The sequence below is a fragment of the Photorhabdus thracensis genome, from assembly GCF_001010285.1.
GTDB lineage: Bacteria > Pseudomonadota > Gammaproteobacteria > Enterobacterales > Enterobacteriaceae > Photorhabdus > Photorhabdus temperata.
In genome coordinates this window covers 2,146,106-2,161,941 of sequence record NZ_CP011104.1, presented here as the reverse complement: position 1 = coordinate 2,161,941, position 15,836 = coordinate 2,146,106, and the positions used below count along the sequence as shown (strand labels likewise).

General features: G+C 46.0%; 17 protein-coding genes and 3 pseudogenes. 6 read left to right on the top strand and 14 right to left on the bottom strand.

Going from position 1 to position 15,836, the window contains the following annotated elements:
- Nucleotides 1-10: 10 nt before the first annotated feature.
- Nucleotides 11-306 (bottom strand): annotated as a pseudogene (locus VY86_RS24075) (transposase); the annotation flags it as partial.
- 323 nt (nt 307-629) lie between these two features.
- On the opposite strand from VY86_RS24075, the gene VY86_RS09240 reads away from it, so the two are divergent.
- Together VY86_RS09240 and VY86_RS09235 are read left to right on the top strand one after the other, a co-directional pair.
- A complete protein-coding gene (locus VY86_RS09240; RefSeq protein ID WP_012776389.1) occupies nt 630-899 on the top strand; it encodes a type II toxin-antitoxin system Phd/YefM family antitoxin in 270 nt (89 codons plus the stop codon).
- A 2-nt stretch (nt 900-901) separates the two neighbouring features.
- The gene (locus VY86_RS09235) at nt 902-1,195 is read left to right on the top strand and encodes a type II toxin-antitoxin system RelE/ParE family toxin (protein ID WP_046974749.1); all 294 of its coding nucleotides are present in this window, start codon (nt 902-904) and stop codon (nt 1,193-1,195) included.
- 288 nt (nt 1,196-1,483) lie between these two features.
- Here the strand turns inward: VY86_RS09235 and VY86_RS09230 are convergent, their stop codons facing one another.
- Nucleotides 1,484-1,747 (bottom strand): type II toxin-antitoxin system RelB/DinJ family antitoxin, encoded by a 264-nt coding sequence (locus VY86_RS09230; RefSeq protein ID WP_046974748.1) that lies wholly within the window; start codon nt 1,745-1,747, stop codon nt 1,484-1,486.
- Between the two features lie 335 nt (nt 1,748-2,082).
- A complete protein-coding gene (locus tag VY86_RS09225) occupies nt 2,083-2,856 on the bottom strand; it encodes a Fic family protein (protein ID WP_046974747.1) in 774 nt (257 codons plus the stop codon).
- Between the two features lie 192 nt (nt 2,857-3,048).
- Between VY86_RS09225 and VY86_RS26480 the strand changes: the two genes are divergently transcribed.
- Complete coding sequence (locus tag VY86_RS26480) at nt 3,049-3,231, top strand: helix-turn-helix transcriptional regulator (RefSeq protein ID WP_052760804.1); 183 nt, start codon at nt 3,049-3,051, stop codon at nt 3,229-3,231.
- Between the two features lie 261 nt (nt 3,232-3,492).
- Here the strand turns inward: VY86_RS26480 and VY86_RS09215 are convergent, their stop codons facing one another.
- The 4 genes from VY86_RS09215 to VY86_RS24620 form a co-directional block, all read right to left on the bottom strand.
- Complete coding sequence (locus tag VY86_RS09215) at nt 3,493-3,792, bottom strand: HigA family addiction module antitoxin (protein ID WP_046974746.1); 300 nt, start codon at nt 3,790-3,792, stop codon at nt 3,493-3,495.
- Entirely contained in the window at nt 3,792-4,070 is a 279-nt protein-coding gene (locus VY86_RS09210) for a type II toxin-antitoxin system RelE/ParE family toxin (protein ID WP_046974745.1), read from the bottom strand. Before VY86_RS09210 ends, VY86_RS09215 begins: the two co-directional genes overlap by 1 nt.
- Before the next feature lie 177 nt (nt 4,071-4,247).
- A complete protein-coding gene (gene gltS / locus VY86_RS09205; protein WP_046974744.1) occupies nt 4,248-5,456 on the bottom strand; it encodes a sodium/glutamate symporter in 1,209 nt (402 codons plus the stop codon).
- 627 nt (nt 5,457-6,083) lie between these two features.
- Nucleotides 6,084-6,278 carry a hypothetical protein gene (locus VY86_RS24620; protein ID WP_052760803.1) on the bottom strand — a complete coding sequence of 65 codons (195 nt, stop codon included), beginning with the start codon at nt 6,276-6,278 and terminating at the stop codon, nt 6,084-6,086.
- Between the two features lie 27 nt (nt 6,279-6,305).
- On the opposite strand from VY86_RS24620, the pseudogene VY86_RS09195 reads away from it, so the two are divergent.
- Nucleotides 6,306-7,700: pseudogene (locus VY86_RS09195) on the top strand (condensation domain-containing protein); the annotation flags it as partial.
- A 23-nt stretch (nt 7,701-7,723) separates the two neighbouring features.
- On the opposite strand, the gene VY86_RS25785 reads toward VY86_RS09195, so the two are convergent.
- The 4 genes and pseudogenes from VY86_RS25785 to VY86_RS09170 all read right to left on the bottom strand — a co-directional run.
- Nucleotides 7,724-8,104: a group II intron maturase-specific domain-containing protein gene (locus tag VY86_RS25785; protein WP_228939656.1), complete on the bottom strand. Its 381-nt coding sequence runs from the start codon at nt 8,102-8,104 to the stop codon at nt 7,724-7,726.
- Nucleotides 8,082-8,579 carry an RNA-dependent RNA polymerase family protein gene (locus VY86_RS25780; protein WP_238591603.1) on the bottom strand — a complete coding sequence of 166 codons (498 nt, stop codon included), beginning with the start codon at nt 8,577-8,579 and terminating at the stop codon, nt 8,082-8,084. The genes VY86_RS25785 and VY86_RS25780 overlap by 23 nt, the downstream gene beginning before the upstream one ends.
- Before the next feature lie 892 nt (nt 8,580-9,471).
- Nucleotides 9,472-9,807, bottom strand: coding sequence for a hypothetical protein (locus VY86_RS25370; protein ID WP_238591525.1), 336 nt, complete (start codon nt 9,805-9,807; stop codon nt 9,472-9,474).
- Between the two features lie 273 nt (nt 9,808-10,080).
- Nucleotides 10,081-10,617: pseudogene (locus VY86_RS09170) on the bottom strand (RNA-guided endonuclease InsQ/TnpB family protein); the annotation flags it as partial.
- Nucleotides 10,618-10,675: 58 nt separating this feature from the next.
- On the opposite strand from VY86_RS09170, the gene tnpA reads away from it, so the two are divergent.
- Entirely contained in the window at nt 10,676-11,080 is a 405-nt protein-coding gene (gene tnpA, locus VY86_RS09165; protein ID WP_046974742.1) for an IS200/IS605 family transposase, read from the top strand.
- A gap of 296 nt (nt 11,081-11,376) precedes the next feature.
- On the opposite strand, the gene VY86_RS09160 is transcribed toward tnpA, so the two are convergent.
- Nucleotides 11,377-12,930, bottom strand: coding sequence for a 4-hydroxyphenylacetate 3-hydroxylase family protein (locus VY86_RS09160; RefSeq protein ID WP_082111204.1), 1,554 nt, complete (start codon nt 12,928-12,930; stop codon nt 11,377-11,379).
- A gap of 554 nt (nt 12,931-13,484) precedes the next feature.
- On the opposite strand from VY86_RS09160, the gene VY86_RS09155 reads away from it, so the two are divergent.
- Nucleotides 13,485-15,194: an AsmA family protein gene (locus VY86_RS09155; RefSeq protein WP_238591602.1), complete on the top strand. Its 1,710-nt coding sequence runs from the start codon at nt 13,485-13,487 to the stop codon at nt 15,192-15,194.
- 47 nt (nt 15,195-15,241) lie between these two features.
- On the opposite strand, the gene VY86_RS09150 is transcribed toward VY86_RS09155, so the two are convergent.
- Nucleotides 15,242-15,514 carry a type II toxin-antitoxin system YafQ family toxin gene (locus VY86_RS09150; RefSeq protein WP_046974740.1) on the bottom strand — a complete coding sequence of 91 codons (273 nt, stop codon included), beginning with the start codon at nt 15,512-15,514 and terminating at the stop codon, nt 15,242-15,244.
- A 3-nt stretch (nt 15,515-15,517) separates the two neighbouring features.
- On the bottom strand, nt 15,518-15,754 hold the full coding sequence (locus VY86_RS09145; protein ID WP_036768272.1) for a type II toxin-antitoxin system RelB/DinJ family antitoxin: 237 nt from the start codon (nt 15,752-15,754) through the stop codon (nt 15,518-15,520).
- Between the last annotated feature and the right edge of the window lie 82 nt (nt 15,755-15,836).

The window sequence follows — 15,836 nt, the reverse complement described above, 5'->3', positions numbered from 1 at the left end:
GGAGATAACCAGGGGTTTCCTGCGATCTGACATAGGTTTTCAACATTTCAATCGTTGCGCCACTTGCACTACATGCAAAATAAGATCGTGACCATAGTGCACTGGTTTTTGACTGACGAGATAAATGCGTATTTAAAATTCTGACATGGCGGCTGCTGATAAAAAAGCCTCTCGGATTTGTTGGATCATCGTTCCATCAAGGAGCTGACGACGATATTTTGTTGTAAAGATTAAATGGACAACTAACCTGCTGACACTGTGTCGCCGACGTAGATAATTTTTTAATTCATCATTGTGTGCACTCATTTGAAATGCGCTCTGAAAATCCCTAGAATTATAGGAGTTGTAAGCCTAGATCATCCAAAATTTTGTTGTATTAATTTCAGATTATTGACAAAGTGCTGGTTTTTTATTCAGCACTTTGTTTTAATTAAGTTTCGTTCACCAAATGGAGCTTGCCGCTATATTAAGAATACTACCTCCCCAGACTTTCCCGCCAGAAACTCTTTCACTTGACGAGCGGCACCCAAAAGTCATCTTGGTTGGCGGTTAGCTATTTTGATTACTGGTAGCTCCATGCACTTTTAGCTATAATAGCTATTCGAGCCATTTTAGACGGTAGGTGATGTATGGAAATTATTCCCGCACAACTAGCTAAGAACCAGTTTGGTGATCTGCTTATGAAAGTTCAGCGTGAGCCTGTGGAAATTAGTAAGCATGGTAAGCGTGTGGCCGTGGTTATCTCTCCTGAAGAGTATGATCAGTTCGCACAGCTCAAGTTACAGAATTTAAAAGCCGTTCTGGCTGAATCTATTGCACAAGCTGATCGTGGCGAATTACATAGTATTGATGATGTATTTGCGCCGTTGACGGTTGATGAACTTGAGGGTAAGGCTTAGGGATGAGTGTCCGGTTTACTAAGAAAGCCAGAGAGCATATTCGTGCAATCAAACTCTATTCTATGCGCCGATGGGGGGCGAATGTTGCGGAAGCTTATTCAACTTCGTTACGTGTGACTATGACGAAAATTCTTGATCGTCACCCATCCCCCGGTCGTGATCGCAGTGAGGATCTTTATTTTGGTGTGCTGAGTTTCCCCGTAGAGAGCCACATCATTTACTACCGGGAAGTTCCGACGGGTATTGAAGTGTTGGCGGTGTTGCATCAGACGCAAGATCCACATAACCATCTATAATGAAGAGCATAAAACGTGGGGCACTTTAATTTAATTCGCAATAAAATAAGCTGCTAAACTTTTTTATCAGATGCTTAAAAGGAACGCCATCATCTCAGAAGCATCTTTGCCCAAGTAGAAGCGCATCATCTTTTCGTTGAACTCATGTATTTTCGCCGCAGGTACGCTGACTCAAGCACTTCATGTCGTCAGTACCTATGATGCCAGTTCGGGGATCGCGTTATACCAACAGGCGAAAAAAGCAAAGGTAAAGAAGAGCCAGAAACCAGACAACTCATTGAATTATTTTTACTTTATTGGAATATCATCAAGGTTTACCCTGATACGTCTAGCGGGATTTTTAAGACGGTCACGTACCACTGCTAAGATGTCTGCATCTTCATCATGATCTGCCACCATAACGGAAACTTCAGCGAACGGCAGCTTTTCATTCTCTACAACATAGCGCAGAAAGAGACGCAGCGCATCGGATGGCGATAAGTTCAGTTTCTCAAATGTCTGATACGCACTTTTTTTAAGTTCTTCATCAACTCTGATCTGAATAGTACTCATAACGTTATCTCCTGTAATGACATTTGTATTGCATTCTATTGCATGACATTTGTAATGCAATAAAAATTCTTTGCTATAAGTGGAGTATAGAATCGCTGGTAGATGAATTACCACATGGCAGGGTAAACGAAGTGGAATCCCCGCCACGGACTCATAGCAGAGACCTCTTTTAGATCAAAAAACCAAGCGTTGACGATAAAAACAAAATGACTTTTTTATTGTCAAGCGTGGGGAAAGAACATGGATTGAGCGCTAGTTACCGAAGTACACATTATGGTAATGCATGATTGAATACATATCGGGACGAATCCCAAACAGGCTAGGCGCAGTGATCGCTAATTTCGTGTATTCGCCGCACGAATTTGCTCTGCTTCCGGATGACAATCCATAAGAAACATCATCATCTCAGAAGCATCTTTGCTCAAGTAGAAGCGCACCATCTTTTCGTTGAACTCATGTAGTTTTGCCGCAGGCACGCTGATTGCATCGATGCCATTCGACATCAAGATACCGTTCATCATGAAACGCGAAGTACGTTTGTTACCGTCGAAAAAGAATTGCTGTAATGCCCCAAAAAGGAAAAATGCGACCCCCTTTTCTAAAGGCTGACACTCATCCAATGCAGCCATACCGGCTTGAAAAATGCGGTTCAATTCTGGTGCATCGGGTACGGTAGGTAACGGAGTATGCCGACCATACTCACCCAAACTGACATCTGGAGTGTAATTTATCTCCTGCCCTTCTCCACGGAACTGTCCCCACTCCAAGGCTTCATTGCGGGCAACTATGCTGTGAAGTTCAGTAAATGTAGCTTTGGTCAACTCAAATTGACCTTTTTTTACCATAAATAACAGTCGCCTGGAACTTTCTGCGAGATTCAGTACTTGCTCCTGATCAGAAACTTGCCTACCACCGACAGTTACACCGTCCAACAATGTTTTCACTTCGGGGAAAGTAAAAGGATTGCCTTCAAGCACGCTGGCATCCCAAACAAATTCTGGCAACATCCGGTGAAAACGGAAGCATACCCGCTCAATAGAATAGATCGGAACAATAAGAGGAACCGCAGACCGATCCCAACGAAATCCCAGGGCGTTGAAAAGCTTCATTGTTGCTCATCCTTTTTACTATTTCGAATTCGATAAATTATAAGTAAAACACAGTAAAAGACCACCTCCCCTGACTTTCCCGCCAGAGACGATAGAGCGCAGTTTTGCAGATGCGAAGCAGTACAGGGATCAGTGGTTGGATGATTATTACTTTCGCGGTGAAAAGTCACCCAAGGCGAACTGGCAAAAGCTATGGGCGTAGGCCGGAAGACCGTCAATGAGCTGTGCGGTGGTCGGCGTGGAGTGACTGCGGAAACTGCCTTTTTACTGGCAAAGGTTTTAGGAACCACACCGGAGTTTTGGCTGACAAGCTGCAACATGCGCGGCCCTTGGTGGCCGCCTAGTTGCGAATATGATTTGCTTTGTTTCCGCTAACCTTGGTGTAGCAATCCTACCTGCCAATGTAGCGAAAATTACCCACAGCCTGGTAGCGATTCCTCTTCTGGAAACAGACGCGACACAATCACAATACTGCACCAACTGAATAGCTGGCGCAGTATCTTACTAATTTCCCCTACACCGCCGGGAATACCGGTAACAGCAGATAGAGTTTAATCACAATCGCGTTAACGATATTGATAAAGAACGCGCCGACCATCGATTAGGTAATAACCCCTGCATATATATGTCTAAATATTAGACATGAGACACATGCGGTTTAAATAACGGGGTCAATTTAGAAATATCAACCGTCTTTTCTGCTTTATCAAGGCTATAAGATTCTTGCAGTTTCAACCACAACCGTGGAGAACTACCAAGTACTTTAGATAACTTTACCGCCATTTCTGGCGTGACTGCCGCTTTACACGAAACTAAACGTTGAGCCGTAGACGGAGCAACATTTAATGCCCGCGCAAGATCACGAATTCCCAAGCCTAGCTCTTCCAAAGAATCAGCAATAATTTCGCCTGGATGAGGGGGATTGAACATTTTCATTAGTGATAATCCTCATAGTTAACGATATACGCATCACCGTCGATAAATTCGAATGTAATACGCCAGTTCCCAGAAACAGTAATTGCCCACTGCCCTCTCCTATCTCCCGTCAAAGGATGTAAGTTGTATCCAGGAAAATTGATTTCCCCTACATCCTCTGCATCGTTAATAACAGCAAGTCGTTGACGGAGTTTGTTTACATGCTGAGGGTTAATTCCAACAGAAACACCTTTTTCAAAAAACTGGCGCAGCCCCTTATGCCTGAAACTCTTTATCATTCCTTACCGCTCCTCGTTGCGCTACAAGGAACAATGTAACAAAGTGTTCCTTACGGAACAACTCCATGTCAGAGTAAACCAATTCAGGTACATCATAGATAAGGAATTGGAAAGGCTGAAACACAATCACAATACTGCACCAATTGAATAGCTGGCGCAGTATCTTGCTAATTTCCCCTACACCGCCGGGAATACCGGTAACAGCAGATAGAGCTTAATCACAATCGCGTTAACGATATCGATAAAGAACGCGCCGACCATCGGCACCACCAGAAACGCCACATGAGATGGGCCGAAGCGATCGGTAATCGCCTGCATGTTCGCAATAGCAGTCGGTGTCGCCCCTAAGCCGAAACCACAGTGACCCGCCGCCAGAACCGCAGCGTCATAGTTTTTACCCATCACACGATAGGTGACAAAAATTGCATACAACGCCATGACAACTGCCTGTATCGCAAGAATTGTCAACATTGGCAATGCCAGAGATGCCATCTGCCACAATTTCAGGCTCATCAACGCCATTGCCAGAAACAACGAAAGACTGACGTTACCCAAGACAGAAACCGCCCGATCAAATACCCGGTAAAAACCTAACGCCGACAGGCTGTTGCTGAGGATAACCCCAATAAATAACACACAGACGAATGTTGGTAATTCAAACCATGTACCTTGCAGAAGCTCAGAAATAAAATTACCTGCCATCAGACAGATAGAGATCAATGCGATAGTTTCTAACATGACCAGCGGTGTAATCATCCGGCCGGTATAAGGTTTTTCAAACGCCGTTGGCACTTCGGTATCATCTGCCTTCAACCCTGGGGTTTTTGTATTTTTCACCAAGAAACGGGCAACCGGGCCACCAATCAAACCACCCAGCACCAAACCGAAAGTCGCACAGGCCATTGCCACTTCTGTCGCATTTTCAAAACCATAACGCTCACTAAACAGTTTACCCCAAGCGGCTCCCGTACCATGACCACCAGATAAGGTAACAGATCCCGCCAGTAAGCCCATTAGTGGGTCCAGGCCCAGCAATTCAGCCAGCGCGATACCCACGGTGTTCTGCACCAACAACAAGCCAACAACAACGAAGACAAAAGTGAAAAGAACCTTACCACCCGCTTTCAGGCTGGAAAGATTCGCGTTCAAGCCGATAGTGGCGAAGAAAGTTAACATCAAGGGGTCTTTAAGAGACAAATCAAAGCTGATTTCCCAACCTGTCGTTTGCTTAAGGACTAAAAGTATAAAAGCAACTAACAAGCCACCCGCAACAGGTTCAGGAATAGTGTATTTTGCAAGAAATGGAACCGATTGTACAAGTTTACGCCCTAGTAATAGTACTAATGCGGATGCAACGAGCGTGCCATAAACATCAAGATGATACATCTATGTACCCCAGCTATATTGTTAAAATTATGTAAATTATTACGACGTTAAACTCATCCTTTAGAAAACGCCAAAAGCAGGCAACGCTGGATTAGAAAAAAAATCTGCAACAAACACAAGTTAAAACATATAAAAATGTGACCAGAGTGAATCATGACAAATAACAGAATTTTTACGCAAACGATTGCTTTTGCGCAGTTGATCATTAAAATGCGTTTTTTGTCAGTTTGGAATTTCACTCCATGTTCACTTCATCCCCTGAACAAGCTGCAACAATATCCCCGAGAAAACCAGATAGTGAATTGATTTATCACCATGCTTTTCGCGGGAAGCCCCTTTCTTTCAGGCATAGGTATCTACACATCTTCGAACTGACCTAATATGCCCGCCGCTAATCGGGTCAGTTCTTCAGGTGGATATTCCGATAGCAACATGAGTGTGTTTAAGAGGACAGATAATCCCGCAAGAAGAGTCGGAGCACTCTCTCATTTTCCCCGTTTTTGCTGTCTGCCTGAGAGCCTGCAAATCCATTGTCGGGCCCGGGTATTTTCTTCTCCCTCTGCACGTTGTCAGAACACAGGCCATGCTCGCTACCAGTAACCGGCGTAACACCGCAGGTGCTCTGCGTTACAACCACGATTCAATGTCATGACCTGCCCCTTTTATCAACTTAAAAAAGGACTCAATATTCCATCGCCAGTAATACCATCGCGCGATTTCATCACACGGGATTTCAGCACCAACATGAGTCAGTAATGTCCAGCGGGCCAGCATATTGCCTTCATCATCACTGAGTCTGACTACCACTAACCTGACACCCAATGGGGCTCCGGGCTGTGTTTTTATCCGTTTACCCTTTTGATTTACGAAGCCCCGCAAGGGGAGGCTGAAATCGCTCTGGCGACCCTCTGGGGTGAGTTGTTGGGCATTGAGCTGATTAGCCGGCATGACAGCTTCTTTGCGCTGGGTGGTCATTCGTTGCTTGGTGTGCGGATGATTGAACGTCTGCGTCATCAGGGATTAACATTGGCGGCGCGTGATTTGTTCCAGTCTCCGGTGCTGTCAGCACTGGCCCAAACGTTGGGGCGGCATCAGGCCGTGAGGATACCAGCCAATATCATTACACCGACTACGACGGCGCTGACGCCGCCGATGTTGCCGTTGATTGATTTGACTCAGGCTGACATTGACCGCATCGTCGAGCTGGTGCCAGATGGAGTTGCCAATATTCAGGATATTTATGCGTTGTCGCCGTTACAGGACGGAATCCTGTTCCACCATGTGCTGGAAAAGGAAGGCGACCCGTACCTGTTGCTTTATCCAGTTGTCTTTACCGACCGGTCTCTGCTGGACCGTTATCTGGCGGTGGTGCAACAGGTGGTTGATCGTCACGACATCCTGCGTACCGCTTTTATCTGGGAAGGATTATCAGTTCCAGCGCAGGTGGTTTGGCGTCGGGCACAGTTGCCCGTGACGGAATTGACTCTAGATCCGGCTGACGGTTCTGTCATTGACCAGTTAACCCGGCGTTTTGATTCGAGTCACCATCGTCTCGACCTAAGTCAAGCACCGCTACTACATTTTGTCATCGCTCAGGAAACTGATGGCCGCTGGTTTTTACTGGAATTGCAGCATCACTTGATCGGTGACCATGAAACAATGGAAGTGATGCACTATGAAGTACAGGCGTATTTTGCAGGACAGGAGGACTGCCTACCTACGCCGGTGCCATTCCGTAATCTGGTGGCTGAAGCTCGGCTCGGAGTGAGTCAGGCAGCACATACCCGTTTCTTTACCGATATGTTGGCGGCGGTGGATGAACCCACGTTGCTGTTCGGGTTGGCGGACGTGCATCGTGATGGATCTCAGAAAGCGGAATCCCATAGGATGTTGGCACCTGAGTTGAATGACCGTCTGCGCAATCAAGCCCGGCGTCTGAACGTCAGTCTGGCGACGTTGTGTCATCTGGCTTGGGCGCAAGTGTTATCGCGTACCTGCGGCGCATGCAGGCAGGTAAAGGCTCTGACAGTGACATGGGATTGTTTATCAATACCCTGCCGTTGCGGTTGGATATGGATGATACTCCGGTACGGGATAGTGTGCGAGAGGTACATTTGCAACTGGCCGGGTTACTGGAGCATGAGCATACCTCTCTAGCGCTAGCTCAGCGGTGTTGCCAGCGGTACACCACTTTTTAATACTCTGTTGAACTATCGGCATAATGAGCAGCTGGTGACTCTGGATGGAACGATGGTTTGGATACCGTATCAATAGCTAAACCGTAAGTTTCTGTTCAAATGCTCCCAGTGGGCAAACAACTTCGTTTCCTTCCGCGCCACCCTCGCCAGCCAGTGGCTGGCTCGTCGTCTATGGCCACGGAGACGCTTATGTTTGCGGGTCAGCCATAACACGAGTTTGCGATCGATCTGCCTCAGCGTTGGGTACAGTGCCGACTTATAAAATGCACCGTAATAATTTACCCAGCCTCTGATTTTGGCGTTAAACATATGCGCCAGATCGGAAAGTGACTTGTCACTGCGATTTTGCAGCTTCCAGCTCCTTACCTCCTGACGGATTGCTTTCCCTGCCCTGGCTCTTATCGCCGGACTGAAGTTAACGAAGGTCTTACCCCAACGATTCTTCGACAAACGGGGCCGTATGGAACAGCGGTTCCAGCACAGGTTCGAGAACCTGCTTAACAACCGTCTGGGCGATCCGGTCCGACACGGCAGGAATACCGAGCGGACGCACTCCACCATCAACTTTGGGAATTTCCACACGCCGGACCGCCGGGGGCATATAACTGCCGGAAGCCAGTCTATTCCACAGCTTGTAGAGATTGTCTGTCACATTCTCATCAAACCCGGTCAGTGTTTGTCCGTCAATGCCTGCTGCTCCGCGGTTGGCTTTCACTCGCTTATACGCTTCCCATACCTGCCGCTTACTGACAGGAAATGGCTTTGCCGATTTTGCAGCAGTCCTCCCACCCGCTTCGTCGCCGATGGTTGCTGCCCCGCTATCAGCGCAATGGGGCAAGCCCTTTGCTCTGGACCCATTACGGTCCTTCATCGCTACTACGGCTTGCTCCGCCCCTGTACTCCGCATTGGTACTCTGGCGCTCATGGGGCCTCCACTTGCGCTTCTCCCTTTGCATCGGAGTGACAGGTTCCCACGTTCCCCACAAGAGCCTGGATCGACTTCACGCCGCTTTTATGCCGGATGCCGCGCAGGCAGTAAACAGGTTGCCTCCTGCACTTATCCCACAGGAACGACTCCACTGTGGTTTTGACATCATCTATACGCTTTCGACACATCATCAACGGTTCACTTTCGTTCGTCTCTTCGATCCCTACCTGATCGGGTCACGCCCGACCTTTTCCCCTCTCGCTCACCACCACGTCTCTTAAACGCAGCAGCAGTGGGGGGTTTGGTGCCTGCGCCTGTACACCGACACCGGAGGGCCCGCCTCCATCTCTTGTGAAGCATGGCGCGCACCGGGGCTAACGCCCTATGCGCGCCTTCGTGGCACACTATCATCGGCGTACCGCTCGAACCGGACGACGGGAAATTCCCGTTCCATCCGGCATGTACACCGACGCGGTTAGCCATCGCTCAATGTAGAGCAACACCCCTCTGCAATCCGTATGCCTGCGCACCGCTCTCATCAGGAGTTCATGATCGATGTTATCGAAGAACCCCTTGATGTCCACGTCCAGCAACCAGTCAGTGCGCCAGCATGTCTTTGACCACCATCTGCGCGATGCGATCCGCTACCGTCGGTATCCCCAGTGGTCTCGTTCCCCCCGTCGCCTTTGGTATCTCAACACGCCGAACCGCTGGCGGCATATAACTGCCCGAGACCATTCTGTTCCAGAGTTTGTACAAGTTCCCCGGAGGTTCTTCTCAAATTCCTCAATCGATTGACCATCGATTCCAGCGCTGCCTTTGTTGGCTTTTACCTTCTTGTACGCTCTCCAGACAGCCTGTCTGGAAAACGCAAACGGTTTGGACTGGCTCACAGGTTCCTCCCACTTGTGCAGTTGACCCGTAATACAACCCCAACGACTGGCCCCCTTCGCTCCACGTCCATTACAGACGCCTCATCACTACTACGGAGCCATCTGCCCCTGTGCCCCGCATCGGTACTCAGGCGCTTGCCGGTTTTCTGCTTGACGCCGCTCCCTTCACATCGGGACGACAGGTTCCCACGTTCCATGCCAGAGCCTGTGTTGTGCTCATGCTGTCTATATGCCGGATGCCGCCCAGCCAGTAACCAGATAACCGCTGGACTTATCACACGCCGCTTAGAAAGCGCGTTTTTGACATCATCTTGTTCCTTTCGACACTGCATCTACAGTTCACTCTCGTTCATCTTCACAACACATACATGGCGCATCTGACTGCGCCTTTTCCCTGACGCTCACCACCACCGCTCTTAACGGCAGCAGCTCAGGGTAGTTTGAAGGCTGCGTCTGGACACCGCCTCCGAGGGGCCGACCCTCATCTCTCGCACAGCATTGCACCCTTTATTTGCCACAGGGTGCATTCGTGGCACACCTACGCCGGAATCCCAGAAAATTCCGTCACCCTAAAAGCACAAAGAAAATTAACATTTCCGATTTTCGTGGTGGGGCTCAGCGGCTTCTATCTCGACTTGAAACGACACATACCACTGACCCGCTGACTGGCTGATCGTGGCATTTTTGATTTTGCCGTTCACCTCCTGCGATTGCCGGAACTTTATCCATCCGAGCCCAGAAGGAAACCTGACTCGGCGATTTTCAAGGAGACAATATTTTTCAAAATTGACGAACCGGATTGAATCCCTGCCGTCATTTTTTCGTTTCCATACAGGCGCTTTCGCTGCCAGTGTTTTATCGAAGCAACGCCGCCATGCCCCATGTAAGTCTTTAAGTTTTTGCTGAAGGTTATCGGTGTAAGCTTCCTGTAAGAAGGCGTATTCCGGTGTTTTTTTCCACCCCGTGAGCATGCGGTTTAGTTCAAACGCGGAGGGAAGTTTTCCACCAGAATCCAGAATGTGTTTTGTTACCTCAAGTCCGTGATCCCAGACAAAACGAGCACACCCGCATAACTACCGCAAACGCGGCGACTGTTCTTCAGTTGGCTCTAGTCTGAACTTGTAGGCCTTCAGTATTAGCATTATCATTCAGTGTGTAGTAGGTTTGTTCTCTATTTTACTGTGCTTTAGGCTAACTTCAATGCAAAAATACAAAATTAATCGTTCACGACATGCCGCCTTTCTTTTGCATGTACATCTCGTGTTTGTGACCAAATACCGTAGAAAGATTCTTGGCGAGCGACACTCTGCCGCCTTTCATCAGTATGCAGGTGAAATCTGCCGTGACTTCGGCGCAGAACTTAAAGAGAGTCACGGCGATTTAGATCATGTTCATATGCTGATTGAGTATCCACCGACCGTTCAGCTATCGGTATTGGTTAACTCGCTGAAAGCAGTCACCTCCCGTCGCTTACGTAATGAGTTTCTGGACTTACGCGAAGCATACGGAAAGGCAGTTCTCTGGTCTCGCTCCTACTTTGCGGGTTCATGCGGTGGAGCACCGCTGGAAGTGGTGAAACAATACATTCAACATCAGCGTGGCTGATGATTCTACGGGCTTTTCAAGCCCGTCCAAATTCCCCTCCCGCCTGATGTCGGCGGGAGTACCCTTTGGAGGTAAAGATGGTAGTGAGAGCAACAGCCGCTAATTTTATAGTTTTCTCCTAATTGATTGAAAACGTTACTCTCTTCCGGTATTACCGCTGGTGGTTTGACAGCTATCATTCTTAATCTGTTGTTTCCACAAGAAAAATAATCTCAAAAATCGGGTATCCGTCTACAAATAATCAATCATCACGCATATATATCAATAACTTAACATGCGTGATGATGATTTATCTCCTAGCAGCTGGAAGGCCAAACAAAATCATCACCGATCCAACCATCAAGATCGTATTCACTCATACACTGTTCGGCAAATCCCTTAAATTGATCCGCTAAACCTGACTTTTGGGCAGACAATAGCAGATCGACTCTTGTCGTTTCATGGTTGCCAGCGTAATTGCGTTCATATAATTCATGCCTGCTGGCAAATTCAGTACCGATCGAATCCCAAATCAGTTTCATTAACTTTGTACGCTCAATGGCACTGTAACCGTTTGAGCCACGCATATATTTATTGAGATAAGGAGAAAGTTCCGGGTTAGCAAAATCGCTGGCATGAGAGTTAACGTAAATCAAAGCACTCCCTAAATCCTGCTCGATAATTTCTTTTACCCGTGGATAACCTACCGTCATAAACCAACGATAGGCCATCCCATAGTCAGCATTAGGTAATACGGCATCCCCACTCCATGGCTGCGGAGATTTAACCATCGCATCGCTGATAGCCCAAAACAGATTGCGCCATGCCAGTACCTCGCCAACACGTGTTTGCACACCACGAAAACCCTGCGTACCCGTAGTTTCAACGCCTTTAATAATTAATCCACACAGAAAATCAAATTTAACAGCCAACCGGGTTACGCCATGCAGCATAGCGCGAGTAAAAAAGCCGGAGTCGGAAAAAAATGACGAGACTTTATCTACATCACCATAGATAAATATGTTTTCCCAAGGGACTTTCACTTTATCCAGAATAATAATGGTATCGTTTTCATCAAAGCGGGAAGAAAGTGGGTAATCAAAAGGACTGCCCATTTTATTAGCCATCAGTGAATAAGAAGGACGGCAGACTAATTTCAGCCCCGGAGCATTCATCGGCGTTGTAAAAACTAACGCAAATTCCCGTTTCTTTATCGGTAAACCATAATGGCCAATAAAGTTATAGTGATTAATCGCCGACCCCGTAGCAACGACTTTAGCGCCGCTTACAATTAATCCATCATCACACTCTTTTTCAACGTGAATGCAAACATCACTAATTTCATCAGCGGGCAAATGGCGATCCATTGGCGGGTTAATAATCGCGTGATTCCAATAGAACACATTTTCCTGTGAGCGGGCATACCAGGCTTTCGCATTATCGGCAAATTCACCATAAGCTTCTGGGGTTGCACCCATTGTGGTCAGAAACGAAGCCTTATAGTCGGGGCTTCGACCCAGCCAACCGTAACTCATGCGAGCCCATGCAGCGATAGCATCACGATCAGCAATTAAATCCTGCTGTGAGCGCGGTACACGGAAAAAGGGGTGTGTCACACCACTACTACCTGTATCAGTCGGGGTAGTCAGTACGTCATGATGAGCAGGATCATGCAAAGCATCATAAAGTTTCGCCACCGCGCGGGCTGGATTTTGAAAAGCAGGGTGATTGGCAATATCGTTGATACGTTCACCATAAGCCCAGATTTCCCGCCCATCATTCAATCCATCCAGAAACTCCTTTCCATTAAGTGGGCGGGTTATGCGGATACTACTTTCATTCGACGATTCTTGCTTCATGCTTTCTGACATAGTAGATTCCTTACGTTATTTATTTGCTGGAAGATGAGTGAAAGTAAACAATGAAGCCTTATTTCAATCATCAGTCAAACTGAGAAAGTAATAGAAGGAATTACGAAAAAAATCATTATCCCACTTATAACCATCCATCAATACATTAATTCATTCGAATGTCATTGGCTATATTTTCATATGATAAGATATAGACTTAATAATTACACAATACAATTATTCACAAATTAAGACAAGCACCATAATACCTTAATAAAAAACAACTTATTATTAGATACAAAAACACAATGAAGTAAAAATTAATATCTGAAAATTATTTTAATACAATAAAACAACAACTAATAATTCCTTGTTTTTTTCTTACCCAACCCCATAAAATTATTATAATTCACAACTAATATAGTTATTTATTGGTATTTTTGTTTTATCGTTCAATTATGCAAGCGTTACAAATAATAATTTCTCCTTGCTCATAACTTTTATTCACTATCTCTTGAGTGAACACAAAAATTACGGCATAAAAGGAAGCTATAAGCTGATTAAACTGGAGTCTGATGATGAGATGGTTAGGAAAATTGCTGGTTACTCTGTCATTACTGCTAATACTGACAGTAGTCACTCTTTATGTCGTTATTCAGACAAACTGGGGCGCTCACCAATTGAGTCAATGGCTCAGTAATAACAGTGATTATCAGGTTCAGATTGGCAATATCGAACATCACTGGTCACAACCCGGCACCCTGACATTCAGCAATATTGCCCTTAGCAATAAACAACACTCTTTCACCTTAGAAGCTCAGGTTGCGGCATTCGATTTCAGTTGGCAGCAACTCACTTCCCCACGTCATTTCCACCGTCTGTTATTGCAACAGGGCCAATTAGCAATAAAAGGTCAGCAAAAATCCTTACCTTTTAGCGCCAATATCCTGCAACTCAATCAAATGTCTATTCAGTCAGAAAATGCAGACTGGGAGATCCAAGGGCAAAATATTACCGGCGGCATCACTCCCTGGAACCCTCAATCAGATGGATTGGCAGGGAGTGGGAAATTTCAGTTCAGTGCCGATAAGCTGAACCTAAATGATATTTCTCTTGAAAAGGTGATTATGCAAGGGAATAGCCAACAGAATACACTGATTATCAATTCATTTGGTGCAACATTGGCACACGGTTCGGTATCCGGTAATGGGCAACGTCTACCCGATGGGAGCTGGCAGTGGGATAATTTACTTATCAGTGATATTCGCTGGCAGACGTCAATGACGCTTGAAGAATTATGGCTGAAAGCCAGTAAACTCCCCGTAGTGAACATTAAAGATCTGAGCCTCACTAATACCAAGCTGGAAGGTAAAAGCTGGTCTGCTAACTATCTGGATGCCTCAGTAAAAAATGTCGGTTTAGTTAACGGGAACTGGCAAGGGAAAGAAGGAATTATTGATTTCAACGTCATGGATACTACGCTGAATGATCTTCATGTCACCGACGCTATTGGTCACCTTATTTTTGCCGGAAATGAGCTTAATATTTCCAATCTTACTGCCCGCTGGGAAAAGGGATTATTCCACATCAAAGCTCAATGGAACCACCAAACAAAGCAGTTTAAAATCGCAAATGCAACGGTTGCGGGTTTAACTTATACCTTGCCGCAAAACTGGCATCAGTTACTGAAACAATCATTGCCTGAATGGATATCCGGCTTTTCCATTAACGAGCTGACGATCAATAACAGCCTGTTGATTGATATTAATCCCGATTTTCCATTCCAACTTACCGCTCTTAATGGTTATATCCATAATGTGGAATTACTGAAAGATGGCAAATGGGGGATTTGGAGCGGATCTTCAAATCTGAGTGCCACCAGCGCGACATTCAACAAAGTTGAATTAAACCGCCCTTACCTTAAATTACACACAGAGGGAAATAAACTCATCCTAGACCAATTAGATGCCTCTGTTGATGATGGGTTACTGAAAGTTAAAGGCACAGTAGATCAACAAACACAGAAGCCATTTACTTTAGATTTTCAGGGAATGGATGCAGATTTAGCTATTTTGCATCAATGGGGTTGGGTTCCGTTGAAATTACAGGGCAAAGGCAATTTCACTCTGCGGATACAAGGCGATCTTTCTGCTGACGACGTGAAAAGTACCCTCAGTGGCACACTTGAAACTACTGATAAACAATCAGGCAAAGAAACTCAAACCATCAATAAAGGGCAGATATCTACAATGGGCTGTGAAACCTGTTCAGTTATTAAGCTATAGCCGTGTAAACACCCAATAGCCCAAAAATTGGGCTATTGGGGATGAGATCACAGCTTAAATAGTTTTGCATGACTTTCAACCCGATATAAGAAAACCTCTTGCTCAGTTCTCTTATAAATCAATAGGAAATCCGGCTTTCCATGACATTCCAGATACCCAATATAATCCCCCTTCAATGAGTGATCTTTATATTCACGGGGAAGTGGTTTTCCCGTGACAAGCAGTTTTAATACGGTATTAATAACAGAAAGAGCTGATTTATCATGCTGAAAAGGTTTTAAATCCTTTTTAAATGCGGATGAATATCGAATTTTGAGCATATTTTATTTAAAAATTTCATCCCAAAATTCATCTACGGTATCTACACTTGTACCACCACCACTTTCTAGCTCACGGATCGCCGCCTGCGTTGTGGCATTAGGAATGTGGCGTTCCTTTGTCGCTCTGGTTAATACCAGGCGGACAAAACTAGACATATCCAAACTGTTATCCTGAGCAGCTCTCACTACCGCATTTTTTAGTTCTTCAGGAACACGAACTTTTAATATAGCCGTATTCATAGTATACCCCTCTTCTGACTTTTTGCGCCCTTATCGTAGGACTATTGTGGGCACAAATCAAGATTGTCAGATTAATAAACAC